This window comes from Okeania sp. KiyG1 (assembly GCF_014132355.1).
In the GTDB taxonomy this organism is placed as follows: Bacteria; Cyanobacteriota; Cyanobacteriia; order Cyanobacteriales; family Microcoleaceae; genus Okeania.
This window is the reverse complement of sequence record NZ_BLZO01000145.1, coordinates 17,622-42,404: the sequence shown is the minus strand read 5'-3', so window position 1 is coordinate 42,404 and position 24,783 is coordinate 17,622. Positions and strand designations below refer to the sequence as shown.

General features: G+C 35.4%; 18 protein-coding genes, 1 pseudogene and 1 riboswitch. Of the genes and pseudogenes, 15 read left to right on the top strand and 4 right to left on the bottom strand.

The features are described from left to right. The 3 genes and pseudogenes from SAGCYANO_RS49660 to SAGCYANO_RS34015 all read left to right on the top strand — a co-directional run. A pseudogene (locus tag SAGCYANO_RS49660) lies at positions 1 to 91 on the top strand (helix-turn-helix domain-containing protein); the annotation flags it as partial. An 894-nt stretch (positions 92 to 985) separates the two neighbouring features. After that, on the top strand, positions 986 to 1,678 hold the full coding sequence (locus SAGCYANO_RS34020; RefSeq protein ID WP_202224086.1) for a COP23 domain-containing protein: 693 nt from the start codon (positions 986 to 988) through the stop codon (positions 1,676 to 1,678). A gap of 650 nt (positions 1,679 to 2,328) precedes the next feature. Next, the gene (locus SAGCYANO_RS34015) at positions 2,329 to 3,294 is read left to right on the top strand and encodes a serine protease (RefSeq protein ID WP_202224085.1); all 966 of its coding nucleotides are present in this window, start codon (positions 2,329 to 2,331) and stop codon (positions 3,292 to 3,294) included. Positions 3,295 to 4,631: 1,337 nt separating this feature from the next. Here SAGCYANO_RS34015 and SAGCYANO_RS48400 read toward each other — a convergent pair. The 3 genes from SAGCYANO_RS48400 to SAGCYANO_RS34005 are packed head-to-tail and all read right to left on the bottom strand — an operon-like array spanning position 4,632 to position 5,068. Continuing rightward, positions 4,632 to 4,757 (bottom strand): hypothetical protein, encoded by a 126-nt coding sequence (locus SAGCYANO_RS48400; protein WP_255502808.1) that lies wholly within the window; start codon positions 4,755 to 4,757, stop codon positions 4,632 to 4,634. A gap of 49 nt (positions 4,758 to 4,806) precedes the next feature. Continuing rightward, a complete protein-coding gene (locus SAGCYANO_RS34010) occupies positions 4,807 to 4,947 on the bottom strand; it encodes a hypothetical protein (protein WP_202224084.1) in 141 nt (46 codons plus the stop codon). After that, entirely contained in the window at positions 4,931 to 5,068 is a 138-nt protein-coding gene (locus tag SAGCYANO_RS34005) for a hypothetical protein (RefSeq protein WP_202224083.1), read from the bottom strand. The genes SAGCYANO_RS34010 and SAGCYANO_RS34005 overlap by 17 nt, the downstream gene beginning before the upstream one ends. A gap of 26 nt (positions 5,069 to 5,094) precedes the next feature. On the opposite strand from SAGCYANO_RS34005, the gene SAGCYANO_RS34000 reads away from it, so the two are divergent. Together SAGCYANO_RS34000 and SAGCYANO_RS33995 are read left to right on the top strand one after the other, a co-directional pair. Further along, positions 5,095 to 6,621 carry a tetratricopeptide repeat-containing serine protease family protein gene (locus SAGCYANO_RS34000; protein WP_202224082.1) on the top strand — a complete coding sequence of 509 codons (1,527 nt, stop codon included), beginning with the start codon at positions 5,095 to 5,097 and terminating at the stop codon, positions 6,619 to 6,621. Between the two features lie 1,110 nt (positions 6,622 to 7,731). Then, complete coding sequence (locus SAGCYANO_RS33995) at positions 7,732 to 9,957, top strand: SdrD B-like domain-containing protein (protein WP_202224081.1); 2,226 nt, start codon at positions 7,732 to 7,734, stop codon at positions 9,955 to 9,957. Positions 9,958 to 10,863: 906 nt separating this feature from the next. Here the strand turns inward: SAGCYANO_RS33995 and SAGCYANO_RS48395 are convergent. Beyond that, positions 10,864 to 10,998, bottom strand: coding sequence for a hypothetical protein (locus tag SAGCYANO_RS48395; protein WP_255502807.1), 135 nt, complete (start codon positions 10,996 to 10,998; stop codon positions 10,864 to 10,866). A 533-nt stretch (positions 10,999 to 11,531) separates the two neighbouring features. Here SAGCYANO_RS48395 and SAGCYANO_RS33990 point away from each other — a divergent pair. The 10 genes from SAGCYANO_RS33990 to SAGCYANO_RS33945 all read left to right on the top strand — a co-directional run bounded on the left by SAGCYANO_RS33990 (position 11,532) and on the right by SAGCYANO_RS33945 (position 24,537). Then, the gene (locus tag SAGCYANO_RS33990; RefSeq protein WP_202224080.1) at positions 11,532 to 12,065 is read left to right on the top strand and encodes a hypothetical protein; all 534 of its coding nucleotides are present in this window, start codon (positions 11,532 to 11,534) and stop codon (positions 12,063 to 12,065) included. 192 nt (positions 12,066 to 12,257) lie between these two features. Beyond that, complete coding sequence (locus SAGCYANO_RS33985) at positions 12,258 to 12,683, top strand: hypothetical protein (RefSeq protein WP_202224079.1); 426 nt, start codon at positions 12,258 to 12,260, stop codon at positions 12,681 to 12,683. Between the two features lie 6 nt (positions 12,684 to 12,689). Beyond that, complete coding sequence (locus SAGCYANO_RS33980) at positions 12,690 to 15,230, top strand: caspase family protein (protein WP_202224078.1); 2,541 nt, start codon at positions 12,690 to 12,692, stop codon at positions 15,228 to 15,230. A 355-nt stretch (positions 15,231 to 15,585) separates the two neighbouring features. Then, positions 15,586 to 16,470 (top strand): hypothetical protein, encoded by an 885-nt coding sequence (locus SAGCYANO_RS46280; protein ID WP_237396954.1) that lies wholly within the window; start codon positions 15,586 to 15,588, stop codon positions 16,468 to 16,470. Positions 16,471 to 16,871: 401 nt separating this feature from the next. Continuing rightward, positions 16,872 to 18,131 (top strand): PD40 domain-containing protein, encoded by a 1,260-nt coding sequence (locus SAGCYANO_RS33970; RefSeq protein ID WP_202224077.1) that lies wholly within the window; start codon positions 16,872 to 16,874, stop codon positions 18,129 to 18,131. A gap of 353 nt (positions 18,132 to 18,484) precedes the next feature. Further along, a riboswitch (cobalamin riboswitch) is annotated at positions 18,485 to 18,632 on the top strand. 661 nt (positions 18,633 to 19,293) lie between these two features. Beyond that, positions 19,294 to 20,637 (top strand): calcium-binding protein, encoded by a 1,344-nt coding sequence (locus tag SAGCYANO_RS33965; protein WP_202224076.1) that lies wholly within the window; start codon positions 19,294 to 19,296, stop codon positions 20,635 to 20,637. Positions 20,638 to 20,939: 302 nt separating this feature from the next. Then, complete coding sequence (locus SAGCYANO_RS33960; RefSeq protein WP_202224075.1) at positions 20,940 to 21,590, top strand: hypothetical protein; 651 nt, start codon at positions 20,940 to 20,942, stop codon at positions 21,588 to 21,590. Positions 21,591 to 21,863: 273 nt separating this feature from the next. Further along, positions 21,864 to 22,514: a cobalt transporter CbiM gene (cbiM, locus tag SAGCYANO_RS33955; RefSeq protein WP_202224074.1), complete on the top strand. Its 651-nt coding sequence runs from the start codon at positions 21,864 to 21,866 to the stop codon at positions 22,512 to 22,514. 390 nt (positions 22,515 to 22,904) lie between these two features. Beyond that, complete coding sequence (locus SAGCYANO_RS33950; RefSeq protein ID WP_202224073.1) at positions 22,905 to 23,363, top strand: hypothetical protein; 459 nt, start codon at positions 22,905 to 22,907, stop codon at positions 23,361 to 23,363. A gap of 490 nt (positions 23,364 to 23,853) precedes the next feature. After that, positions 23,854 to 24,537 (top strand): CADD family putative folate metabolism protein, encoded by a 684-nt coding sequence (locus tag SAGCYANO_RS33945; RefSeq protein ID WP_237396953.1) that lies wholly within the window; start codon positions 23,854 to 23,856, stop codon positions 24,535 to 24,537. Positions 24,538 to 24,783 lie beyond the last annotated feature (246 nt).

Below are 24,783 nucleotides of genomic sequence, written 5' to 3'. Positions count from 1 at the left end.
GATTGCTCAGAAAACTGGTCGCGACCATGTCTGGCCTCAAAGAGGTTGGGATTACTTAAAACGACTAGGTATTGACTGGAAAAAAAAGTAGAAAAATGTTGAATCGTATCTTAATAGGATTTTGAATTGGAGAAATTTTTCTCTACAGGAATTTGAGATTTTTATCCTGTATTACAGTCCTATTTGAGTTGTAATAAAAATATTTTGGAATTAAGAAACAAGGGTGCAGCTTCTGGTTTCGGAGCAGATACGAGTTACTAAGGTATGGCGAACAAATCTAGCTGTAATTAATTGACTAGGATAATAGATTTTTTACAAGTTATTTAAAGCCTACATTGGGCATTTTAAAGCGTAGTATAAAGGGCAAGTATTCAGTAGTGAATAGTTATTAGTTAGTAGGGAGTAATACTGACTAATCATTTCAGATAATCAAGTATAAATACTTGATTTATTTAGATTTATTGAATTTTTATTGTTTTTTTATCTGTTAAATTATAAGTATTTATGGAGTATAAGTGCTGATTAAAAAAGCCAATTTTGTGGTTATTTTATCTGAAAAATTGACGTGCGTAATCTAATTTGAAAGTACTATTTCATACTAAATATTCTTCCCAAAACCCCATTATATAAATAGCTCTAACTTCTCGATATAAAATTATTTAACCTATTTTTGTAGAGAGTTTTTGACAAGGGAATTTGGTATCAATCAATAAACTGATGTAAGTAATTAACAGCTTTTCCGGAACAAGAGCGAAAGTCTTGATAAATGGGATGAAGGTTGTTGAGAATATAAGTAATAGATAATATTTATAGCAATCAAAGGAAAGGTTAGGACAGATCAAAAGCTTAAAACTCAGACAACGTAAGTAAGATTTTTCCTTCTTCTTTCTTCCTTCTTACTTCTTCCTTCTTACTTATTCCTTCTGCTATATCAATTATTTATTGGCAATAACCTACAACATAAATATCTCAAGATTTCGTGGTTATGAAAATCAATATTTGTACAAAAATATGTTTAGCATTTGCTTTCTGCTTAGGGATTAATTTAACTATCAATAATCCTGCCCATGCTAGACCAAAATCTAGATTGCTTTGTGAAATTAGAGAAGAACTATGTCAAAGAAAGGAACAGAATGTATGTATAGAAAAAGAAAGCTGTTCTGAGAAAACAAAGCCAGTAGTTAAAGAAGTTCAACCGATAATTCGACCTAATAAGTTTTATTGTGACCGGGGTAAAAATGGTATCCCAACTACTTTTGTCAAAACACCACAAGGTACTTATCCAGTTATTCGCTGGGTTTCTAATTATTTCTTATCTGCTGGATATAGTCCCCTTACTCGTTGTCGTCAAGTATCAGATAAATTTCAATTTTTCTATGACGATGGCAGACTAGATTACATTACGACTGGTATTGTTAACCGTCAACCGGTAATCTGTGTTTCTGGCAGAAAGGGAGGTCCTTGCCAAGGGGTATTATTTACTCTCAAACCTCAGCAAAGTGCTAGTGAAACAGTTCAAAAGTTATTTGATATTCGAGTTGGTGCTTCTACAGGTCCACTATATGAAAGTGGTTCCCGTTTCTATTTAAACTTTAATGACTACATAGAAGATTTAGTAAAAAACAAATATGACAGGTCTTCTACTAATTCTCAAAGTTCTAGTTTTACTGGTTGGTAATTTCAGTTATCAGTTATCAGTTATCAGTTATCAGTTAGCCTCCTCCAGGGGAACTGCGGACTTCAGTACCTCTGCAATAATACCAATTCTCAAAAACTTTTCTACACTTTCTTAAGTAAGGGGTAAGCATTTCCTGCGGAATGCTGCGCAAACAGCTATCAGCAGTCAGCTAGCTCCTCCGGAGGAACTACGCTCTTCAGCAATTAGTAATGAATAATTACTTCTCAGATTTTGTCCAGGGACACATGACAGTAACTTTTTGTTCTTTTTCAATTTCAAAGGTTGCTTTTACGCGGACGCAAAATTAATAGACATCTCCTCCAAATGAGGGAGTATAGAGTAGGGAATAGGGGAAATAATTGATAATTTCTGTGCGATAATTAATTTTATTTTTTATTATTGGAAATGTCTAATAGCTAATAGCTGACGGCTGAATACTTACAGTAAGGGAGTTGGGGAGTAGGGAAGTTGGGGAGAGATAAACATCAAAATAATTAGCATTAACTGGCTAATAATTAGGAAATAAGTTATTAAACCTGTTCTAATTATTTGATAACTGAAGTTCCAGCCAAGTATAGTATTAATGCATGGGAATTAGTATAAAAGGGGAGGCTTTAGACCAGAAATTTTCGGTAATGGAGTAATATCCTTTGAATTGGCGATCGCTGATATTAACGGTTTGTTTTGGTAATGGGTTATTTTGTTTGCCAATACAAGCACTTCCTAAAAATTTTGATAACTTCAAAAGTTCAGAAACTCAAATACAAGTTCAAAATTGTACTGACTGTAATGATTTTTGTACTATTGAAGAGCTTAAAAGTTTAGCTAAATCAATCACAGTTAAAGTTATTTCTGAAAATGGTTGGGGTTCAGGAATTATTTTAAAACGGCAAGAGCAAATCTATACAATTGTTACTAATCAGCACGTTTTAGATACTCAAGATAAATCTTATCTTATTCAAACTCCAGATGGTAATTTCTATGAAGCAAATCAAATAGAAAATGAAGGTTTTCAAGGAAATGATTTAGCTCTATTACAATTTCGCAGCACTAATTCTACCTACAATGTTGCATCTCTAGGAAATTCTCATACTCTTGTTCAAGGGGATAAAATTTTTGCTGCTGGGTTTCCTATTTTAGAAAAACCTCAAGATAGAGAGTTTTTATTTACCAGGGGAAAAGTGTCAATATTGTCTGATAAACCTTTAGAAAAAGGTTATCAAGTTGGCTACACTAATTTGATTAAAAAGGGAATGAGTGGTGGTCCTCTACTGAATATTTACGGGCAAGTTATTGGTATTAATGGAATGCACGCTTATCCTTTATGGGGGAATCCTTATGTGTATCGTGATGGCGAGCAACCTAATATTAATTTGCGTCAACAAATGAGTCATTTAGCATTTGCTATTCCCATTGAAACTGTGGCTAAATTAGCTCCCCAGTTCGCATCTGTACCAACTATTAAAGTCGATCGAACTGCTAGTAGTAAGATTTTCAATTATTTATTTTTTCCTGATTTTATTGATGTGGTGAATTGGAAATTTTCTCCTCCTATTTTGCCAACTTCATGTATAGCAGAAAGAAGAAGAAAAAATCAGGCGTTGTCTGAGTTTTAAGCTTTTGCTCTGTCCTAACTTTTCCTTCTACTGCTATATGAGTCAAGAGTTTCGCGAAAGCTCAAGGTCATTTCAGTTATCAGTTATCAGTTATCAGTTAACAGTACCTCCTGCTGTTTGCGCAGCATTCCGTAGGAAAGTAGGAAGCTTGAAATACTGAATTTTTCTTTCTCTTGGTCAAGGTTGTAGGAATAAACTTCATACAAAGAGTATCGGCATAAAAGTTGATTTTTAGATGAAATAATTTCTTACTGAAATTAAAAAATTAATTTTACTAAGAGTCTTACTCTATTGATAGAACTAAGCAAAAACTCCTATTGCGACATCCGCAATAAAACCACTAACTCCAGAAAATGGAACTGAGCAAAAACTCCTATTGCGACATCCGCAATAAAACCACTAACTCCAGAAAATGGAACTGAGCAAAAACTCCTATTGCGACATCCGCAATAAAACCACTAACTCCAGAAAATAGAACTAAGCAAAAACTCCTATTGCGACATACGCAATAAAACCACTAACTCCAGAAAATGGAACTGAGCAAAAACTCCTATTGCGACATCCGCAATAAAACCACTAACTCCAGAAAATGGAACTGAGCAAAAACTTCTATTGCGACATACGCAATAAAACCATTAGCTGCTGAAAATAGAACTAAGCAAAAACTCCTATTGCGACATACGCAATAAAACCATTAGCTGCTGAAAATAGAACTAAGCAAAAACTCCTATTGCGACATACGCAATAAAACCATTAGCTGCTGAAAATAGAACTGAGCAAAAACTCCTATTGCGACATCCGCAATAAAACCACTAACTCCAGAAAATGGAACTAAGCAAAAACTCCTATTGCGACATACGCAATAAAACCACTAACTCCAGAAAATGGAACTAAGCAAAAACTCCTATTGCGACATACGCAATAAAACCATTAGCTGCTGAAAATAGAACTAAGCAAAAACTCCTATTGCGACATACGCAATAAAACCATTAGCTGCTGAAAATAGAACTAACATGAACTTTAAAAATTCTCTATGGAGTTTCGTAAATGTTGATTCCTAATTAAATTCTTGATTTTTCCCTCTGAGTGCTGAATTATCAAATATGGATTTCAAAATTTCCCATTGGCTTTTGTTAATTTTGATTCCTACTTAAATTCTTGATTTTTCCATCTTCCTTCTTCCTTTTTACTTCTTCCTTCTGCCATGAACTTTAAAAATTCTCTATGGAGTTTCGTAAATGTTGATTCCTAATTAAATTCTTGATTTTTCCCTCTGAGTGCTGAATTATCAAATATGGATTTCAAAATTGTCCATCGACTTTTGTTAATTTTGATTTCTACTTAAATTCTTGATTTTTCCATCTTCCTTCTTCCATCTTCTTTCTTCCTTCTGCTATGGAGTTTCGTAAATGTTGATTCCTAATTAAATTCTTGATTTTTCCCTCTGAGTGCTGAATTATCAAATATGGATTTCAAAATTGTCCATCGACTTTTGTTAATTTTGATTTCTACTTAAATTCTTGATTTTTCCATCTTCCATCTTCCATCTTCCATCTTCCTTCTTTCTTCTGCTATGGAGTTTCGTAAATGTTGATTCCTAATTAAATTCTTAATTTTCCATCTGAGTGCTGAATTATCAAATATGGATTTCAAAATTATCTATGGAGTTTCGTAAATGTTGATTCCTACTTAAATTCTTGATTTTTCCATCTTCCATCTTCCATCTTCCTTCTTCCTTCTTAAATTCTTGATTTTTCCATCTTCCATCTTCCATCTTCCTTCTTACTTCTTCCTTCTGCTATGAACTTTAAAAATTATCTATGGACTTTTGTGAATTTATTATTCCCAATTCAGCCATTACTTCTGAGTTCCTCTCTCTTACTTTTTCCTTCTACAGTAATTTTTTTAATTCAACCTACTGCTAAAGCTTTAATGGCAGATGAAATTAATCAAATTGCCACAGAATTTACAGTATTAATTGATTCGATAAATCCAGCTTCTGGTGTAATAATTTCTCGTAAAAAAGACACTTATTATGTTTTAACTGCCAAGCACGTTATAGAAACCCAAGATGAATATACAGTTATTACCAAAGATGGAGAAAGACATAAAATTGATTATCAAAGAATAATTAAATTACCAGGAGTAGATTTAGCACTTTTAGAATTTCGGAGTCAGAAAAAGTATCAAATAGCTACTTTAGCTGATTATGATTATCAAGCTGAATTTCGTCATATTTTTGTGTCTGGTTGGCCTGCATCGAGATTACCTTTTTCCCAAAGAGAACCTTTATTTAGTCCGGGATTATTAATTAATCAAGATTATGAATTAGCTTTTATCAAAGACCCGGTTTCTAATGGTTATGAACTTTTTTATAACAATATTACTGAGTTAGGTTTGAGTGGCGCACCTATTTTAGATACTCAAGGAAGATTAATTGGAATTCATGGTGCTTCTGAAGGTACAAAAATTTATGATGAAAAGTCTAATTCAGTGGAGAGAGTGAGTACTGGTTTTAGTTATGGAATTCCCATTAGTACCTTTTTACAATTAGCAGATAAGTTCAATATGAGATTAAATTTTCAGTTGGAAAATTTCCCACCACCAGAACTAACTGAAAAAGAAGCTTTTTCTATAGAAGCTTATTTAAAAGTTCCAGAAACAACAGATATTTCTAGTGCAGCAGCATGGGCAAATCGTGGGAATCATTTGTATAGATTGGAGAGATTTGAAGAAGCATTAATAGCTTTTGAACGTGCAATAAAAATCAGAGAAAATTTTCATCCTGCTTGGTATGGAAAAGGAAATGTATTATCAGCTTTAGGTAGACATGATAGAGCAATTGATGCCTATAAAAAAACAGTAAAAATTAAACCAGATTTTTATTTAGCTTGGCGAGACAAAGGTGCCTTATTAGCTTATTTGGATAGACCTCACGACGCATTAATATCTTTTAATCAAGTAATTAGATACAAGCCAGATGATTTTGTAGTTTGGTATCTGAGAGGAAATATTTTAACAAAACATTTTCGAGAATATAAAGAAGCGATCGCTGCTTACGATCGAGCAATTCGATTAAAGTCTAATTTTGTTGATGCTTGGCTGGGAAAAGGGGAAGTTCTTTATCGTTTAGAGCGGTATCAAGAAGCTAGAGAAGTTGCTCAACAAGCGTTGAAACTTAAGCCTAACGACCCAGAAATTTCCAGTTTTTTAAATGCTCTAAATGAAAGAAGTTTACCGCCAGACTCTGTTGAATGGAGACCAAATAAAAACCAAGTAGAAAGAAGAAATTATCCTCCCAGAAGACAGCCTAATTTATTATGGTAATCAATATATATAGTAGGGGAGTGGGGGAGTAGAGGAGCGAGGGAGAAGTCAACATAAGAATAATTAACATTAAATTTGCTCAGATTAGCAAAAAAGTTATTCGATATTTTTAAATTATTTAATAACTGACTATAAAAGCTGGCTGAAACAGTCTATTTTCATTAAAACCCCCTTTTTTTGCTGTTTGCGCAGCATTCCGTAGGAAAAGCTGACAGCTAATAGCTGTTTGCGCAGCATTCCGCAGGAAATGCTTACTTTGCAACTGACTTTTAAGTTTTGAACGGGAAATTAAATATTTGAGAAAACAGTAAGAGATAAAAAAGTTTTTTGTAAGAGAAAAATAGAGAATCACTCTTTATAAATAGAAAATATCGAAATTTATATCTTTTCATTCATAAGACAAAGAGAGCATCAATCTAGCAATATTAATGAATTTTATCGAGAATATATCTAGCATTTACCATCCGATTTATGTCGTAGGTTTATCTGAAAAACCCCGGAACATTATTACCGAATTATTAATTGTTAATAATTAATAATTAAATAATTATGGTTTAAAGCCTCCCCTTTTAAGGGGAAAAAAGAAATAATATTTCCTTATATTCAATCAAGGACGGTTTTAACCAGAGGTAATTATCAATTATCCATTATCAATTATCAATTAATGAAGTATTTTTGATTCTATAAAATTAACAATCATATCTCAACCATCAAGTTTTAATATCCTATAGATTAACCCACAAATATTAAGGATATTACGACAAATTTCTCATGGCTTTTTGAAATTATTAACCTACCACCTACAACTTTCTTCAAGGTTTATTTAGGTATAGCAGTCGAAGCAAAGGTTAGGACAAATCAAAAGCTTAAAACTCAGATAACATAATATTTTTCCTTCTTCTTTCTTCCTTCTGCTATATCAGCAATAAAACTGAGTTATCTATCCGGATTTATCAACATAGCTCAGAATTTTAAATTGAGACTTGCAGATGGAATTATTTTGAACTAGATTTGGCACACAAAAATATTGTTCTCAAACCAATAAGATTAAATACACAGAAAAATAACATTCAAGAATATAGATACCTTCTATAGTAAAAGGAGTTATATATGGCGGAATTAATAGCAGAAAAAGAAGAATTATTAGAAGTAACAGAAATAGAAGCATCTCAAATTAATACGACAGGTAGTATCAGTGGCTTAAAATTCAATGACACTAATGGTAATGGTCAATTAGATCCGGATGAATTTGGATTATCTAATTTCACCATCTACTTAGATATTAATAACAATGGTTTTCTAGACTTCAACGAACCTGCCAATATTACTAATAATTTTGGGGGTTATCTATTTAATGACCTACCTCCTAATATTTATACAATCAGAGAAATTCAGCAACCAGGTTTTAATCAAACTACTCCCACTCCAATTGTAAATGTAACTCCGGGTAGTAATCTGACAAATATTAATATTGGTAATATTGGCAACGTCAGTAACCGCGGTCAAATTAGCGGTACTAAATTTAATGATACAAATACTAATGGAATATTAGACCCTGGAGAATTAGGTTTATCAGATATTACTTTATATTTAGACCTCAATCAAAATGGATTTTTGGATGAGGGAGAACCTCCAACTATTACTGGTGCTAATGGTGAATATTCTTTCCTAGATTTACCCCCAGATACTTATATATTGAGAGAAATTTCTCCACCAGGTTTTGCTTCAACTACCCCCGACCCAATTTTAAATGTCACTCCGGGTAGTAATCTGATAGTTAATATTGGCAATGTAAGTGACCGGGGTCAAATTAGTGGCACGAAATTTAATGATACAAATACTAATGGAATATTAGACCCTGGAGAATTAGGTTTATCAGATATTACTTTATATTTAGACCTCAATCAAAATGGATTTTTGGATGAGGGAGAACCTCCAACTATTACTGGTGCTAATGGTGAATATTCTTTCCTAGATTTACCCCCAGATACTTATATATTGAGAGAAATTTCTCCACCAGGTTTTGCTTCAACTACCCCCGACCCAATTTTAAATGTCACTCCGGGTAGTAATCTGATAGTTAATATTGGCAATGTAAGTGACCGGGGTCAAATTAGTGGCACGAAATTTAATGATACAAATACTAATGGAATATTAGACCCTGGAGAATTAGGTTTATCAGATATTACTTTATATTTAGACCTCAATCAAAATGGATTTTTGGATGAGGGAGAACCTCCAACTATTACTGGTGCTAATGGTGAATATTCTTTCCTAGATTTACCCCCAGATACTTATATATTGAGAGAAATTTCTCCACCAGGTTTTGCTCCAACTACTCCCGAACCTGTTGTGAATGTAACTCCAGGAAGTAACATCACAAATGTCAATATTGGCAATGTAAATAATCGTGGTCAAATTAGTGGCACGAAATTTAATGATACTAATGCTAACGGAATATTAGACCCTGGAGAATTAGGTTTATCAGATATTACTTTATATTTAGACCTCAACCAAAATGGATTTTTTGATGAAGGAGAACCTCCGACTATTACTGGTGTGAATGGTGAATATTCTTTCCTAGATTTACCCCCAGATACTTATATAATCAGGGAAACTCAAGCACCAAATTTTGACCAAACTACTCCCGACCCAATTATCAATGTAACTCCAGGAAGTAATATTACAAATGTCAATATTGGCAATGTAAATAATCGTGGTCAAATTAGTGGCACGAAATTTAATGATACGAATGCTAATGGAATATTCGACGATGGAGAATTAGGTTTATCAGATATTACTTTATATTTAGACCTGAATCAAAATGGATTCTTGGATGATGGAGAACCTCCAACTATTACTGGTGTTAATGGTGAATATTCTTTCCTAGATTTACCCCCAGATACTTATACAATTAGGGAAACTCAAGCACCAAATTTTGACCAAACTACTCCCGACCCAATTATTAATGTAACTCCAGGAAGTAACATTACAAATGTCGATATTGGGAATGTCAGTAACCGGGGTGAAATTAATGGGATTAAATTTAATGATGGAAATGCTAATGGAATATTAGACCCTGGAGAAAATGGTTTAGATAACTTCACTTTGTATCTAGATTTGAATAACAATAGTCTCTTAGATATTGGGGAACCTGCAACTATAACTGATGAATTTGGTTTCTATTCTTTTGAAGATTTACCTCCCAATACTTACACAGTACGAGAAGTACAAAAATTTGGCTTCTCTCAAACTACTGTCGATCCAGTTGTTGATGTAGATCCTGGCAGTAATATTAATGATGTTAATATTGGCAACTTCAGTGAATTTTTTTAAGCCATGCCTTATAAAACCCTTGTGGAATGGGCATCTTGCCCGTTCCTGATATTTTCCCGTTCCTGATATTTTCTGGGAGTGAAATAGAGGCAATACAGGAAAAAGATTTAAAAATACTCCCCTACTTTTAAGATTAGAGTCAGAAGATTAATTTGGTTAGATCGCTATGTTAGCTAGTGCTAACTTTTGCATTCTGTGAAGCTTCTAAAAAAAATCGCGCGTCAAAGGATTTTCGGTTCCATCCTCACAATTTTTGTGATATTATAAAGACTATAAGGGTTTGTTCGCCTATACGCATGACTTTTTATTCAACTAAATTTTCTTGCTCAAAGGCGATCAAGTATTCAGGAATTTCTTGATATCTTCAATTTTGTGAAGCTTCCATAAACATATATGCTGGTTTTTTCCTGTGATCGAATCTTTCCATCTATCTTCCTGAGTGGAAAACCACCAACACCTTCATTCCCTGAAGCTTCTAAAAAAAATCGCGCGTCAAAGGATTTTCGGTTCCATTCTCACAATTTTTGTGATATTATAAAGACTATAAGGGGTCGCTCGTCTATACGCATGACTTTTTATTCAACTAAATTTTCTTACTCAGAAGCGATGGAGTATTTAGGAATTTTCTCCAGGAGCAATACCAGAGATATATTCATTTTGTGAAGCTCTAATAAATATATGCTAGTTTTTCCCATCATCGAATCTTTGTATATATCCCTGCTCAGTAGAAAACACCAAAACTTTCATTCTGTGAAGCTCATAAAAAAAATCGCGCGTCAAAGGATTTTCAGTTCCATACTCACAATTTTTGTGATATCATAAAGACTATAAAGGTTTGTTCGTCTATACGCATGACTTTTTATTCAACTAAGATTCGTTACTAATAGACAATTAAATATTCAGTATTCAGGAACTTTCCCCAAAAGTAATACCAAAGATATTTTCATTTTGTGAAGCTCTAATAAATATATGCTGGTTTTTTCCCGCGATCGCATCTTTACTATCTATCTCTACTGAATGGAAAGCCACCAACTTTTTCATTCTGTGAAGCTCATAAAAAATCGCGCGCCAAAGGATTTTTAGTTCCATCGTCGCAATTTTTGTGATATTATAAAGACTATAAGGGGTCGTTCGCCCCTACGCATGACTTTTTATTCAACTAAGATTCGTTACTAATAGACAATTAAATATTCAGTATTCAGGAACTTTCCCCAAAAGCAATGCCAGAAATATTTTCATATTTTCATTTTGTGAAGCTCAATAAGCAGATATGCTGGTTTTTCCTGTGATCGCATCTTTCTATCTACCCCCCGAATGGAAAACTAATAAAATTTTCATTTTGTGAAGCTCAAAAAAAATCAGCGCGTCAAAGTATTTTCGGCTGCATCCTCACAATTTTTGTGATATTATAAAGACTATAAGGGTTCGTTCGCCCCTACGCATGACTATTTATTCAACTAAAAAAGTATAGTGTTTTAGCGATAGAACTCCGTTCCGCTCTGCGATAAAACTACGTTACGCTTGCGCGATAAAACTCCGTTCCGCTCCGCGATCGCGAATGCTGTAGAAGGGTTATGAATTTAATTATTAAAGATAAAGATATTGATTTATTGAAAAATATTCAGCCGGAAGTTGTAGCTAATTATTTAGAAAAACGAGGTTGGCAGCAGCTAAGAGAGATTGAAAATGAGGCAATTATTTGGAGCAATAAATTGTCTAATTTAACTCTGGTTTTACCCTTGAACCGAGAAGTAGTTGATTTTCCTATAACTATAAATTTATTAGTGGAAAATTTAGCTAAGTTTGAGGATAAAACTGAGTTAGAAATTATGCAAAACTTAATTACTAATTTGCCTAATATGGAGATACAGGGATTAGTTGTGAGGATGAGGTCTCCGGAAGGAGATAAATTGAGTGGAGAAGTTGATTTAATGGGAGTAGTTATGAATAGGTTGGAACGGATAAAATTGAGATTATTTGACCAGGATTATGTGACAGCTATTAGGGCATATCAAGAACGTTTTCCCGTGTTATGTAGGGGTGATTTGGTGAATGAAAATAATGGTTTTGTGTTGAAAAATGTTTGTAGTTTTAGTGTGGATGAGTAGAGGAAAAAAAGTCAGAAATTAAAAAGGTTAGCGTTAAAAATTATCTTTAATTGTGGAGTAGCGATCGCTCTAGTATTGTATAACTATATTTGATAATCTGTTGATAGCATTCGCAAATATTGACAGTATTCTTATTACGGTTCTATAATAGGATTATTTATCTAGAATAAGTTTATTTTACATAATATTGCTATGAAAGCTTATATTAAGCTAGAGGGAGATATTACAGAAGAGGATTCTTTTTATTTTAAAGAACTTGCTAATCTTATAGAAAAAGAATGTGACTTATCTGTAGAGATTGAAAAAACAGAGCCTCAAGTTGGGATGAGAGATAGTGGTTTAATAATAGGTTTAACCATTGCTTCATTAACTCTAACTGGTATTCAAACCTTTTTCACTACTTTACAATACTGGGAGTCAAGACAACAGAATGGGGAATTAGAACTGAAGTATTCTCTACTTGTTATTGTCTATACTCGGACTCGTAAGGAAAAGCATTTACTCAAAAACTTGTCGCAAGAAAAGCTTATAGAACTGCAAGAAATAATACATCAGCATCAACTCCAACCTTCTGTTGAAGATGAATATATTGAAGTTCAAATACTGAAGCAGAGGTAAAGGTTAATGTCAGAAGATTCACCAAAAAGAATTGCTTTAGTCTTGAATCCTTTAACTGGTGAAGAGCTAAAGGGAGGAAGGCAAGATGTTTCAAGAGTTTACTCTATTCTGACTAACCCAGAGCAGGGAATGTGTCCGGCCAATGGATCTACACCAATACATGACTGTCAAAATAGAGAGCAATTTGAAAAAATTTTGAAGTCTATTCTAAAAAATTGGGATATCAAAACTCAGTTAGTATTCTACTTTTCAGGACATGGAGGTATTCTAGGAAATAATCAATATTGTCTAAAAATGGGGTTGGATAATTCAGAGTGGTATCCGTTCAAAAATTTAATGAATGAGTTAGATATGGCAGGAGTTCAACGTGCCATTATTATTCTTGATGCTTGCCATAGTGGAGCTGCTGTAGAAGGGAATAAAAATTTAGACGATAATATTTTTAACTCTATAAAAAAGGATGATATTCCTCAAGGAATTGCTATTATCGCTTCCTCTCGAAAGACTCAAAAAAGTAAGGAGCTACCAGATGGTTCGTCTGGACTGTTTACAGATATTTTTTGCACTGGCATTGAAACAAGTCTTGATGGAAAGGGCACAAATGATGGAAAAATTTATGTTGAAGATATAGTTAGTTATATTAATAATAAATTAGAAACAGAAGAAAAATACTCAAAGTTTCCACAACGTTCAGTTTTTCATCTCGATAGAGCTGAGAAAAAAATTTGGATTGCTCAAGGGAAAAAGAAGGAAGATTTAACTCCGGTAAATTTTAAATCAAGTCATTCTATAAGAACACCTGAAGAGCTAAAAATTCTCTACGAACAAACTGACCCTAATAGACATCCTTGCCCAGAAGCTACTATTGAAGATATAGATTTAGAACTTCTAGAGAAATACGCTAATAAAGTCGAGCCAGAACTTTATAAGACAGCTAATTTAGAGGAAGTCCTATGGAAACTAAAGCTTTATTCCCGCATTCAAGATGGAGGCAGAAATGTACTTCATAAATCTGCCGTCCTCTGCTTTCACAAAAGACCTGAAATGATATACTCCCAGGCTAGGTCTGTTTTTATCGTTGGAAGACCCAGAGAATCGAGTATTGTTAGAGAAGACATAAGAGGTCCTTTAAGTTCCCAAGTTAAACAACTTGTGGAAAAAGTCAAAAAATATACAGAAAGTATATCATACATAGGAGGAGATGGACTTAGCCATAAAGTAGAAGAAATCGATATTCAAGTGGCGCGGGAACTAATTTCTAATGCTATTGCTCACAGAGATTACCAATTAGAAGGAACAGTAAAAGTTAGTATTACACCAGAAGCACTTGAAGTTTACAGTCCGGGTAGATTCTTACCAGAGTTATCCTGGAATCAGCTAATTGATTGTATAGCACCTATATCAAGACCAGTTGATGAAGCTATTTCGTTTTATCTTTTAAACTTGGCATTTGAAGGAATTGGCCGTGGTTTTGATATATTTAAGGAATATATAAAAGAAAATGGCTCTGATAGTATTATTTGTAGAGAATTGCCAGGACCAACTACATATATCCGTTTATTACGCCGCACCAACAGAAGAACCATACCAGATAATAAGAATATAGTTAACCAATACAAGGAAAAGGTACAGACCTCTACAGGAATAGGAAACTGGATCAACAAAGGGCGGGAATTCTACAAGGAAAAAATAGAGCCAACAATTAAGGACAAGGTGCAGCCTTCTATAGAAGAATCTGTAGAAAAAGCACGCAAATTCTATCAAGAAAAAACTGACCCTATTAAAGAAGAGGTACGACCTTTTTTAAAGAACGAGGACTTTTCAAAACTTGAAGCTATTATTCATACTGCTTCAGTAAGTGCAGCAGCCGCCTCTGGTGCTTTAGCTCAAGGAGCAGCTTTTGGGTTAGATACTCCTGTTCTGATAACTATACACATTGGAATGGTTATTCAGTTAGGAGAAGTATTTGGGAGAAAGCTGAATAAGAATACAGCCGCAGCACTACTTGGCTCTAGTGTTGGAGTTGGTATTGGTGCTTTTGGAGTTAAAGCTATACTTGGTTTTATTCCTTTTGCTGGAAATCTTGTCAATGCCACTGTTTCCTTTGGTTACACAGAACTTCTTGGTTGGACATTTGTCAAGCTTTTTAAGAACGATGAAGACAGTAGGTTATTGGTTGCTCTAAAAGGAGAGGGAATTATGGGAGATACTTACAACATTAAAGAACTTAAACAACAAGGTGGTGCTGTGGGGAGAAACTCCAGTTCAGACAACAATTATACGTTCTATCACTTTGAGGAAAAGCAGAGTTTAGCCGAAGCAGCAGAAGAAATTCAACAACTCTTAAAGCAGTTGGAGGAAACTAACCCTACTGCAACTGAGGATGAAAAGATTGCTTATGTTAATATTGCAACTACACCTAGTTTAAAGGGTCGGGTTGTTGGTGCGTTACAAGCTGGTGGTGAGGCAGCTATCGAAGAAGTTCTAGATAACTCCTACGTCAATACTGTAGTAGCCATTTTTGAGGGGTGGGCAAAACCAGAGTAAGTAGGACTTGCTTTTGACGCAAACTGACACAACTAAAAGAGATTAGAAATTTTATTTATCCGGAAAATAGCAGCAATTGCTTGGAGGTTATAGAAAGTTGTCATAATGAAAAAATCTGAAAGTGGACATTTTGCAAATAATAACTCCTTTCCATGATTAAACTTCTGAAAAAACAGGCTAGCTTATCAATATATCGAGCTTAGGAATCATAATCAGGAAGGTTTTTCTTTGCATAAGTTCATAGGTTTTGGATGAGACAACAAATAAGTTAAATTTGCTCCTGGTATCCCTAGCTTTGGCAATCAAAAAACTTTTGTAATACGCTAAGGTTCTTATGAGTATGAACGTGAAGAAATTGATAAACAAAGGGCGCGAATTATACAAGGAAAAAATAGAGCCAACAATTAAGGACAAGGTGCAGCCTTCTATAGAAGAATCTGTAGAAAAAGCACGCAAATTCTATCAAGAAAAAACTGACCCTATTAAAGAAGAGGTACGACCTTTTTTAAAGAACGAGGACTTTTCAAAACTTGAAGTTATTATTCATACTGCTTCAGGAAGTGCAGCAGCAGCATCTGGTGCTTTGGCTCAAGGAGCAGCTTTTGGGTTAGATACTCCTGTTCTGATAACTATACACATTGGAATGATTATTCAGTTAGGAGAAGTATTTGGAAGAAAGCTGAATAAGAGTACAGCAGCAGCACTACTTGGCTCCAGTGTTGGAGTTGGTATTGGTGCTTTTGGAGTCAAAGCCATACTTGGTTTTATTCCTTTTGCTGGAAATCTTGTCAATGCCACTGTTTCCTTTGGTTACACAGAACTTCTTGGTTGGACATTTGTCAAGCTTTTTAAGAACGATGAAGACATTCCGTTATTGGTTGACGTAAAAGGAGAGGGAATTATGGGAGATACTTTCAATGTTGAACAAGCTGTTGCTGTAGGGAAAAACTTTCATGCAGAAAACAATAACAATACTTTATATCAGTCTAAGGAAAAGCAGACTTTAGCTGATGCAGCAAAAGAAATTCAACAACTCCTAAAGCAGTTGGAGGAAACTAACCCTACTGCGACTGAGAGTGAAAAAATTATCTATGTTAATGATGAAACTACACCTAGTTTTAAGCGTCGGGTTGGTTGTGCGTTACAAGCTGGTGGTGAAGCAGCTATCAAAGAAGCTCTAGATAACTCCTACGTCAATATTGTCATGGCTATTGTTAAGGGGTGGGCAAAACCAGAGTAAGTTTTGCTTGCTCTTGACCAAAACTGACGCAGCTAAAGTAGGACTTGAGAAAAATGGCTTAATTCTAGATTTAGACAGAAGTTACGCAAAACGTGAAATTAGACACCATCTTTAGGGGTTAACGGCCGTTAACCCCTACTATAGTTATGCGAGTGAAAAACATATTCTGCTCCACAAAAAACTAAAGAGACTGTTGATATTTCACCAAAAGTTCAGGAATATAATCATAACCATCCACTCCAATAACTGGCAAAATTTCTGACCGTTTCCAATTTAAAATATCATTAAAATCTTCTCCCAATTGACCTCTACTTTGGTCATAAATCGAACTTATGACAACAAAACCTCAAATTTGGATGTATTATTACTGAGTCAATAACGTAGACTTTTATTGCCTGAGCATGGTTACAAACATTATTCCGCAAACAAATATCGATCGCTTATCAGTAAATTTTCAAGAAAATGAAGGAAATAACTTTTCCATTAATCCATCTATTTCTGGCGATAGTAATTATATTGCTTTTGAATCTGCTGCCAACAACTTAGTAATAGGAGACACCAACAACCAAACAGATATTTTCATTACAGACAGACAAACTCAAACTACAGATATTGTTTCGGTAAACTCTTTTGGGTCTGGGGGAAATCTCAATTCTTTTCATCCTTCTGTTTCTGGCGATGGTCGCTTTGTAACCTTTGCTTCTAATGCCACTAATTTAGTGCCAGGAGATAGCAATAATACAACAGACATTTTTCTCAGAGACCTCTTAACTGGTACAACTACAAGAATATCGGTAGATTCTCTAGGCAACCAAAGCAATGCTGCCTCAATAAACCCCACTATTTCTGCTGACGGTCGCTTCATTGCCTTTGAGTCTGATGCAACCAACCTAGTTATGGGAGATATTAACAACGCCAGAGATATTTTTCTACATGACACCCTAACTGGTATAACTGCCCAAATATCTAAAAATTCTCTGGGCGATCGAGCAAATTTTAGTTCTTTCAACCCCACTATTTCTGCTGATGGTCGCTTTATCGCTTTTGACTCTTTTGCGACTAATATTGTGGCAGGAGACACCAATAATACCAGAGACGTTTTTTGGCACGATACCCTAACTGGGATTACCAGCAGTATTTCGGTAGATCCTTTAGGGAACCAAGGAGATTTCAGTTCCATCACTCCTTCTATTTCTGCGGACGGTCGCTTTATCGCCTTCGAGTCTACGGCAACTAATCTAGTACCGGGAGATACAAATGGTGTCAGAGATATATTTGTGCGCGATGTACTAAATGGCATCACGACTCGCGTCTCTGTGGATATTTTTGGTAATCAAGTTAGTAGAAGTTCCTTTGCACCGACGATTTCTGGTGATGGTAGGTTTGTAGCTTTTGATTCTTTCGACCCGTTATTGGTGCCTGGAGATAGCAATGGCACCAATGATATATTCGTGCGGGATTTGCTAAATGGTGTCACGACTAAAATATCAGTAAACGATCGGGGGTTAGAAGGAAATTTTAGTTCTTTTAATCCGACGATTTCTGCTTCCGGGGAAGTTGTCGCTTTTGATTCTTTTGCGACTAATTTAGTAGTTGGAGATAATAATAATAGTCGGGATATTTTTGTCTGGAGTCAGAATATCGGTAGTCCTGCATGGTAATGGTGAGGATATATATTTTTTAATTTCTCCCACACTCCCCATCCCCCATCTCCCCATCCCCCACACTCTCTCTACCATTACTATGCACCACCACCAGAATATCTATAGCAATTCCCACAGTTATGAAATACATTTATGATCCCCCTAAATCCCCCTTAAAAAGGGGGACTTCCAGTTCCCCCTTAATCCCCCTCCCGTCCCCCTTGGGAAGGGGAAGCCAGAAGGATGCTGCGCTTTTTGTTAAACGGGGGTTAGGGGGGATCTCCAAAACTGTACCTCACAAGCTTGGGAAATGCTACAGTTAGCAAAAAAAAATTTTTGTCAAAGTATTGCATTAATTTAGGAGCTGTGCTTTAATATTATAATCAATCGGTTCTAATGGAGACCAGCCGTTAGAGGAAACGGGGAAAGTTCGGTGTAAATCCGTCGCTGTCCCGCAACTGTGATGAGATACTTTATTATCTCTCAGTCAGAATGCCCGCCGATTGAATAGTAACTTTATAGAACATCTGCGAGGTATGGATGATGACTAATATAGTATTGACAAAAAGGGAATTAGCTCTAAATAAGAACCTTTCGCTACAGATATTTAGACAAAGCTTATTTAAACCAAACTCTGGGAAACAGCTACTACTTAAAAGAAATAAATTAGCAGTTATCTTTTCTTTTGTGGATTTAATACCCCACCATAATCACCGCGCTTAAAATTGCTTGGGGTGGGAATCTCCTCTATGCAATTTTCCCTTTTGCCCTATTCAATAAGAAGAAAAAAATAATAGCTAGAAAGTTAGCAAAAAGTACAAAAAGTGCTTCAGAATCTACTGTTGTTAAAAAAAAGGGCGTTGCTGAATTGAAGTATGAATGCGCGATTGTTTTGTTCTGGTAAAGCCCCCGCTGGTCCCCCATTTAACAAAAAGCGCAGCATCCTCTGGCTTCCCCCTTGGAAAGGGGGACTGGAGGGGGATAAAAAGGGGGACTTTTAGAGTTTTATTCCCCCCAATTTTGGGGGGTTAGGGGGGCAAAATCATACCCAGAATCAGCAACGCCAAAAAAAGTAATAGAAGCGATAGTTAACGGTGGGATTAATAGCGATCGCAACAGCTTTGGTATTAGCAAAAAAGTTGCGACAGAAAGTCTTGCATACATTTAAGAAAGAAATAAAATGACAACAATAATAGGAACAGAAAATAGTGAACTCCTCACAGGTAGTTCAGATGCAGACGAAATATTTGGTTTAGCAGGAGATGACACAATCAATGGTCTGGAAAGTGGAGACTTAATTAGTGGCAACCAAGGCAACGATATTCTCAACGGAAATGCAGGTAACGACACGCTGCGGGGTGGTAAAGGGAACGATAATATCTCTGGAGACCTTGGCAGCGATAATATCTATGGAGATGTAGGTACAGACACCTTAACTGGGGGAGACGGTTTCGATAATTTTGTTCTTCAACGACAAAATCAACCACCAACGGGAGACCCAGATATTAACCAAGCAGACTTAATTACTGACTTTAATCTAGAACAAGATGCAATTGGTTTATTAGGAGGAATAACTTTTGAAGACCTCAATATATTTCAAGGTAGTAATGAACTAGCTGACAGCACAATTGTTCAAGATGCAGTCACAGGAGAATTTTTAGCCATCCTCTCAGGTGTTAACAGCAGCGAACTTTCCGAAGACCAATTTAGAATATTTGTCCAACAACTAGGACCTTATTCCAGTTCCACCCAAGACCCAGGAAAAATAGATTCTGCCATCCCTGGTTTTATTAGTTCTGAGGGTGAAGGGTTAATAAGACCGGATAGTGTTGTTAATCCCATATTTGCAGCATGGGCAACAGGATTTCAAAATTATTCCCCTGCACCAGGAGTCGATGAAAGATTCCAAACTCCCGAACTAACATTAGGACCTACTGCTAGAACAGATAATTTTATTGATATTGCTTCACTGGGCGATCTAACTCAAGAACAAATAGACGCAGGTGTACCACCAGGAGAGATTACTTTAACCTTTGACTCTGGTATTAGTAATGGTGCAGGAGCAGATTTTGCAGTATTTGAAAATGGTTTCAATAATCTCGGCGGTATTTTTGCCGAACTAGCATTCGTTGAAGTTTCCAGCGATGGGGTAAATTTTGCTCGTTTTCCTAGCGACTCTTTGACAGAGCAACCATTAGGTAGTTTTGATGTCATCGACCCCACACAAGTTTATAATTTAGCTGGCAAACACGTTAATAATGCTTCTGAGTTTGAGGGAGAATTTTTTGGCAGTTCCTGGGGAACTCCTTTTGACTTAGATGACTTAATTAACGATCCGTCAGTGACATCCGGTGCAGTAGATATTAATGCTATTCAGTTTGTTCGTATTGTAGATATTCCTGGTAATGGTAGCTTTTTAGATGCCACAGGAAACCCCATTTTCGACCCTTGGACAACTGCCCCACCAACTGCGACTTCCGGTGGTTTTGATTTGGAAGCGATCGGTGTAATTAATGTTATTTAGTCAGTGGAAGGGAATAGGGAATAGAGGGATATTTTGTAGGGGTTTGGTCTCCAAACTCTATAGATTTAAGATAACCTAATTACCGAATAATTAATAATTAAATAATTAAATAATTAAATAATTCGCGCCTTGAAGCCTCCCCTTTAAGGGGGAAAAAATTTTTTTTCCTTTTATTCAATCCTCTTCCTTTTAGGGAGAAGTAATTATCAATTATCAATTATCAATTGTCAATTATTGAAAGCTTGTTTTGATATCTCATCTATGGAAAACTGACTTTTGAAACATGGCAGGAATCAAGGTTTATGAATAATAAAATTACAGTTTATTCCCAGGAAAATTATAATGTTTGGAATAATGCTGAAAAAGCAATATCTCGTTCTCGTCTGTGGCAATTTTTGTTAATTACTATTGGCAGTGCTAGTAGTATTATTTATCCTCACGTTCCCTTAGTAGGTTTTGCTGCTATTAGTGGGGTGACACTTAATAGAAAACAGGCGATAATTTCCTCAATAATAATTTGGTTAGTTAATCAATTCTATGGTTTTACTCTCCGTCAATATCCCCAGACTTTAGAATCTTTTACTTGGGGAGTTGTGATGGGTTTGGCAACATTATTAGTAACAATTTTAGCTAGTATTAAACCTAAATTTATGGGAGAGAAAGTCTGGAGGTATTATTTATGGTTGACTGCTAGTTTAGTCATAGGATATATCTTGTTTGAAGGGATAATATTACTGACTGCTAGCTTAATGGTGGGAGAGGGTCATGGTTTAACAGTAGCTATTTTGGGGAGGATTTTTGTTAAGAATTTAGTTTGGGCGATCGCTCTAACTTTTATCCACAGTTTCTTGATTTGGAATGGAATTAAATTCTCTAAAAGATACGAAAATTCTAACTTATTTCCTACTCCTGAAGTTAACTGTCGCCCCCCCGCTTACGGGCGTCGTTTTTAATTAGGGTTTGCTGAAAAAGTCTTATGGTTGAGGGTAGGAGACAGGAGACAGGATAAATGGGAATGTAGAGGAGGTAGGAGCGGGCGTTTTGTCCCAAAATTGTTCTGCCCAACTCTTGCACAAAATGCTAGTTTTTTGAGCAATCTTTACCGAAAACAGGCGCACTTTTTTCAACCTAAAACAGCTAAAACTTTTATCTATCAATGCTTTTATATTTAATCAGCAAGCTCTAACTATTAAATTCAAAAAAAAATTAAAACTGCACTTAAATCAATGCACATATCTGACGGTTACTTACCAGCATCAACTTGTATAGGTGGTTACGCACTAACAGGTTTGACAACATGGTACTTTTTACGCAAAATAAAACGAGAACAAAATCCCACCGAAAGTATTCCCAAAGCTTCCCTACTAGCTGCCACATTTTTTGTGGCTTCTTCGATCAAACTGCCAATTCCGCCAAGCAGCGTTCACCCTTTGCTTAACGGTCTTTTGGGCGTAGTATTAGGTTATTATGCTTTTCCAGCTATTTTAGTAGGTTTGTTTCTGCAAGCAGTGATGTTTCAGCACGGTGGCTTAACTACTTTAGGTATTAATGGGTTGACAGCAGGTGTGCCAGCAATTTTCGCCCACTATTTATTTCAGTTTCGTCACCGAGTGGGATTAGAAAATTCTTTATGGACGAGTATTTTCGGATTTGTGGCTGGTGCTAGTGGGGTGGCAATAACCGTTTTAGCAGTATTTGTGATTCTGATTGCCAATATTCCTTTGGATCTAGATGCTAGTGCCGAACGTTCGACCATCATGACTACATTGGTAATTGCTCACATCCCACTAATGTTAGTTGAGGGAGTATTTACGGCGATGATAGTTAGATTTCTGCAAAAAGTTAAACCTGAATTATTGCCAGAAAAAGTGCGATAGGTATCTGGTTCTATTGCGGATGTCGCAATAAAAGTTTTTACTCAGATAGTAAGGGTGCGTTATTCAGTAATTAATAATGAACAATTAATAATTAATAATTACCCCTTCTTCAAAGAAGGGGATTGACTCAAAGGAAAATTTTTGCCCTTATCCAAGGGGAGGCTTTCAACCTGAATTGTTGAATGAATAATTATTGACTATCAACTATTAATTATTAATTATTAACTATTAATTATTAATTATTCGGTAACCCTACAGAATGAGTCTCCCAACCTCCCAACAAATAATCTGAGGGAGTAGGGGAACAAACAAATATTTACCCTTTAATTTCAGTTAGCTTCCTGTCGGAGGAAGTACGCTGTAGTTTAATTATATAGGTTATTGAATCAAATGGAGCAAGAAAATTATTTACATAATTGGCAACAAGAGTTTATTGCTACTAATTTAATATCTATAGGATATAATGCTTGGCAAGGTTATTTAAGTAGCCAACGGGGTCTAATTATTTGCAGTACAAATTCACCTATTATTGGTGCAACGGGAGAAACATTTAAAGTACATTTTGTGCCTCGTAATAATCTTGCACCTCTTCTCAATGCCTGGTTAAAAGCACCCGATACTGTCCTCCTTAAAACACACTTTATGAATGCTCATATTTTAGAAGCAGTAGATAATTATAACCCTGAAAAAGATGTAGTTTTTATGTTAGAGTCTGGCAGTTATGTTACTTTCTTTTATCTTACTAATTTACCGATTAGTCCGCCTGATTGTTACCAGCAAGTAATCAAAAGTTGGGATGAATTTCCATCTCAATATTCCTCTGAATATCAAAATAATCATCATATTTAAAATTTGGTGATTTATTATATCTTTATTTTGTAAGCATTCAGCACTCAGCTATCAGCTATCAGCTTCCAAGACACATCTACATTTCCTTCTATAGAATTGTATAGATTCACAACTTAAATTCGTTGTTCTTATGCTTCAATAATAATCTGCTTAAAAATGTAGTATAAATTAAAAGAACCCTTGTTTTATTCATTAAAAAGCTGTTAACGTTTGCGTAGCATTCCGTAGGAAAGTTCCTCCGCAGGAGGCTAGCTGACTGCTAATAGCTGTTTGCGCAGCAGTCCGCAGGAAATGCTTACTTTATTTTACACAAAAAGTCATTTACTTTTCGATTTATACCATTAAAAAAATTTTGTCGAATAAAAAATTATTCTTTATTAACAGTTTATTTCGATAAAATCTATTCACTTCTTGACAATAAAAAAACTATGATAGTATATGTAAATATTCTTACATTTGCCGAACAATCATGTTAATTGAAAATACAAAAATGACCGCTCAAGAGTTTCTTGTTCAATTAGACGAAATTATTGAAAAACAACATTTACTTAAGCACCAATTCTATCAAATGTGGAATGAAGGAAAATTATCTTTAGAAATGTTGCAAGAGTACGCTCAAGAATATTATCTACAAGTTCATTATTTCCCTACTTATGTTAGTGCTACTCACGCAGCTTGTGACGACTTAGAAATCAGAAAAATGCTCCTAGAAAATCTTATGGAAGAAGAAATGGGAGCGGCAAATCACCCAGAATTATGGTTGCGTTTTGCAGAAGGTTTGGGTGTAAAAAGAGAAGCAGTTAAAGAGCGGGAACACCTAGCAAAAACTCAGGAATCTGTGAAGCTTTTGCAACAGTTATCCCGCAGTGAAAATCCAGCAAAAGGTTTAGCTGCTCTCTATGCTTATGAATCCCAAATTCCCGAAGTAGCTACTACTAAAATTGCTGGTTTAAAAGAATTTTACGACATTAATTCTGAAGCAGCTTTGGCATTTTTTAAAGTACATGAAAAAGCCGATGAAATTCACAGCCAAGTTACGCGAGAAGCATTAGTAAAACTCTGTGAAACTGATGCTCAAAAACAGGAAGCATTAACAGCAGCAGCAACAGCAGTAGACGCTTTAAATTTACTACTTGATGGCGTGTATGAAGAATATTGTCAAGTTGTGAATTAATGACAGCAATTTTCAGGTAAGGAACGGAAATTAAATAAGACCGGGAAAATCTGGTTTCTGCCACATAAACCTCTTGAGGGTAATTAATTTTATCCGGTTTTATTTGATCAAAATAATATGGGTCTAAAACCCCGCCTTTTAAGGCGAAATATTTTTAGAGAGTTGCTCAAATCCCCTACTTCCCTCCTGGGAGGGTTAGGAGTGGGTTGGGAGGGGTTAGGGGTGGGTTGACTTCTGAGTTCTGAC

What these genes read in the sequence shown, in the direction of transcription:
- SAGCYANO_RS34020 (WP_202224086.1), top strand. Translation starts at nt 986, where the DNA reads ATGAAAATCAATATTTGTACAAAAATATGTTTAGCATTTGCTTTCTGC.
- SAGCYANO_RS34005 (WP_202224083.1), bottom strand. Translation starts at nt 5,068, where the DNA reads ATGGAAGATGGAAGATGGAAAAATCAAGAATTTAAGAAGGAAGAAGGA.
- SAGCYANO_RS34000 (WP_202224082.1), top strand. Translation starts at nt 5,095, where the DNA reads ATGAACTTTAAAAATTATCTATGGACTTTTGTGAATTTATTATTCCCA.
- SAGCYANO_RS33995 (WP_202224081.1), top strand. Translation starts at nt 7,732, where the DNA reads ATGGCGGAATTAATAGCAGAAAAAGAAGAATTATTAGAAGTAACAGAA.
- SAGCYANO_RS48395 (WP_255502807.1), bottom strand. Translation starts at nt 10,998, where the DNA reads ATGAAAAAGTTGGTGGCTTTCCATTCAGTAGAGATAGATAGTAAAGAT.
- SAGCYANO_RS33990 (WP_202224080.1), top strand. Translation starts at nt 11,532, where the DNA reads ATGAATTTAATTATTAAAGATAAAGATATTGATTTATTGAAAAATATT.
- SAGCYANO_RS33985 (WP_202224079.1), top strand. Translation starts at nt 12,258, where the DNA reads ATGAAAGCTTATATTAAGCTAGAGGGAGATATTACAGAAGAGGATTCT.
- SAGCYANO_RS33980 (WP_202224078.1), top strand. Translation starts at nt 12,690, where the DNA reads ATGTCAGAAGATTCACCAAAAAGAATTGCTTTAGTCTTGAATCCTTTA.
- SAGCYANO_RS33970 (WP_202224077.1), top strand. Translation starts at nt 16,872, where the DNA reads ATGGTTACAAACATTATTCCGCAAACAAATATCGATCGCTTATCAGTA.
- SAGCYANO_RS33965 (WP_202224076.1), top strand. Translation starts at nt 19,294, where the DNA reads ATGACAACAATAATAGGAACAGAAAATAGTGAACTCCTCACAGGTAGT.
- SAGCYANO_RS33960 (WP_202224075.1), top strand. Translation starts at nt 20,940, where the DNA reads ATGAATAATAAAATTACAGTTTATTCCCAGGAAAATTATAATGTTTGG.
- cbiM (WP_202224074.1), top strand. Translation starts at nt 21,864, where the DNA reads ATGCACATATCTGACGGTTACTTACCAGCATCAACTTGTATAGGTGGT.
- SAGCYANO_RS33950 (WP_202224073.1), top strand. Translation starts at nt 22,905, where the DNA reads ATGGAGCAAGAAAATTATTTACATAATTGGCAACAAGAGTTTATTGCT.
- SAGCYANO_RS33945 (WP_237396953.1), top strand. Translation starts at nt 23,854, where the DNA reads ATGACCGCTCAAGAGTTTCTTGTTCAATTAGACGAAATTATTGAAAAA.